At 72.5% G+C, this 2,137-nt stretch carries 1 protein-coding gene and 2 pseudogenes; 2 read left to right on the top strand and 1 reads right to left on the bottom strand.

All coding sequences use genetic code 11. The annotated features are described in order from the left end of the window. A pseudogene (locus tag H5J29_RS30175) lies at positions 1-241 on the bottom strand (hypothetical protein); the annotation flags it as partial. 194 nt (positions 242-435) lie between these two features. Between H5J29_RS30175 and H5J29_RS30170 the strand changes: the two are divergent. Then, the gene (locus tag H5J29_RS30170) at positions 436-1,749 is read left to right on the top strand and encodes a bifunctional o-acetylhomoserine/o-acetylserine sulfhydrylase (protein WP_181784356.1); all 1,314 of its coding nucleotides are present in this window, start codon (positions 436-438) and stop codon (positions 1,747-1,749) included. Beyond that, a pseudogene (locus H5J29_RS30165) lies at positions 1,746-2,137 on the top strand (homoserine O-acetyltransferase); the annotation flags it as partial. The gene H5J29_RS30170 and the pseudogene H5J29_RS30165, both read left to right, overlap by 4 nt.

Here is a 2,137-nt window from a genome sequence, read left to right as displayed (position 1 = left end):
TGATCGCCGACGCGGTCGGCGAGGTCCAGAGCGCGGCGTTGCGGGCGATCTCCGTGTCCTGCCGCTCCGAGACCCCCAGCGCCGCCCGCGCGGCGGGGAGGTCCGCGGCGAGCTCGACCAGCTCGTCGAGCAGCGCCTTGCGGACGGCATCGAGCTCGGGACGGGACAGGGCGGCGAGGTCGAGCGGGGGACCGTCACCACCCGTGGACTTGGTCTCCGACGGGGGCAGCAGCACGAGCACGGGCGAAGCGTAATGAAGCGCGACGAGGCCACCCGGACCGGTGTTGTGCCGGTGTGACGACCCCGTTACGGTCCCCCTGTGATCCGCCTCGTGGCCCGTCGGCACGTCGACTTCATGCGCGTGACCAGCGCGGCCTGTTGCGCCTGACGCTCGTCCCGCCCCGAGAAGCACCGAGATCACCCCAGGAGACCCGTATGTCCGACCCCACCGACCCGACCGCCGCCTGGTCCTTCGAGACCAAGCAGGTCCACGCGGGCGCCGCCCCCGACACCGCGACCGGCGCCCGGGCGACCCCGATCTACCAGACGACGTCGTACACGTTCCGGGACACCGACCACGCCGCCGCGCTCTTCGGGCTCGCCGAGCTGGGCAACATCTACACCCGGATCATGAACCCGACGCAGGACGTCCTGGAGCAGCGGGTCGCCGCGCTCGAGGGCGGCATCGGGGCCGTCGCCGTCGCCTCCGGGCAGGCCGCGCAGACCCTCGCGATCCTCAACCTCGCCCAGGCCGGGGACCACTTCGTGTCCTCGGCGTCGCTGTACGGCGGCACGTACAACCTCTTCCACTACACGCTGCCGAAGCTGGGCATCGACGTCACCTTCGTCGACGACCCGGACAACGCCGACGAGTGGCGCGCCGCGGTCCGGCCGAACACCAAGGCCTTCTACGCGGAGACGATCGGCAACCCGCGCAGCAACGTGCTGGACATCCGGCTCGTCGCGGACATCGCGCACGAGACCGGCGTGCCGCTGCTCGTCGACAACACGGTGCCCACGCCCTACCTGCTGCGGCCCATCGAGCACGGCGCCGACATCGTCATCCACTCGGCCACGAAGTTCCTCGGCGGGCACGGCACCAGCATCGGTGGCGTCGTGGTCGACTCCGGCAACTTCGACTGGGGCTCCCAGGCGGCGAGGTTCCCGGGGCTCACCACCGCGGACCCGAGCTACCACGGGCTGAACTACTTCGAGGCCCTCGGCCCGCTGGCCTTCCTGATCAAGTTCCGCGTGCAGCTGCTGCGCGACCTCGGCCCGGCGATCGCGCCGCTGAACTCGTTCCTGCTGATCCAGGGCATCGAGACGCTGTCGCTGCGGCTCGAGCGGCACGTGCAGAACGCCCAGGCCGTGGCCGAGTGGCTGGAGGCCCGGGACGAGGTCGAGAAGGTCTACTACGCGGGCCTGCCGTCGAGCCCGTGGCACGAGCTGCAGCAGAAGTACCTGCCCCGCGGGGCAGGCGCCGTGGTGGCGTTCGACATCCGCGGTGGCGTCGAGGCGGGCAAGCGGTTCGTCGACGCGCTGGAGCTGCACAGCCACCTCGCGAACATCGGCGACGTGCGCAGCCTGGTGATCCACCCGGCGTCGACCACGCACAGCCAGCTCTCGGGCGAGGAGCAGCTGTCCACCGGCGTCGGGCCGGGTCTGATCCGGCTGTCGGTGGGCCTGGAAGGCATCGAGGACATCAAGGCGGACCTCGACGCCGGGTTCCGGGCGGCCAAGGGCGCGTGACCACCCTCCAGGCTCCTCCCGCCACGGGTGCGTGGCGGGAGGGGTCGGACCCCGGGCGTCGGCGCTTCCTCGCGGTCGGTCCCCTCGCCCTGGACGCGGGCGGGGAGCTCCCGGAGGTCCGGCTCGCCTACGAGACCTGGGGATCGCCGGACTCGCCCGCGGTCCTGGTGCTGCACGCCCTGACCGGGGACACGCACGTCACCGGCGAGGCGGGCCCCGGGCACCCGACCCCGGGCTGGTGGGGGGACCTGATCGGGCCCGGCCGCGCGCTGGACCCGTCGCGGTACTTCGTCGTGGCGCCCAACGTGATCGGGGGCTGCCAGGGGAGCACCGGACCGTCCTCGACGGCGCCGGACGGACGGCCGTGGGGCAGCCGTTTCCCCCTGGT

Source organism: Pseudonocardia pini, from assembly GCF_013870575.1.
Taxonomy (GTDB): Bacteria; Actinomycetota; Actinomycetes; order Mycobacteriales; family Pseudonocardiaceae; genus Pseudonocardia; species Pseudonocardia pini.
This window is presented reverse-complemented; position numbering and strand designations above follow the sequence as displayed.

Bases quoted from the DNA above. Each gene is read 5' to 3' on its own strand.
- H5J29_RS30170 (WP_181784356.1), top strand. From the start codon at position 436: ATGTCCGACCCCACCGACCCGACCGCCGCCTGGTCCTTCGAGACCAAG.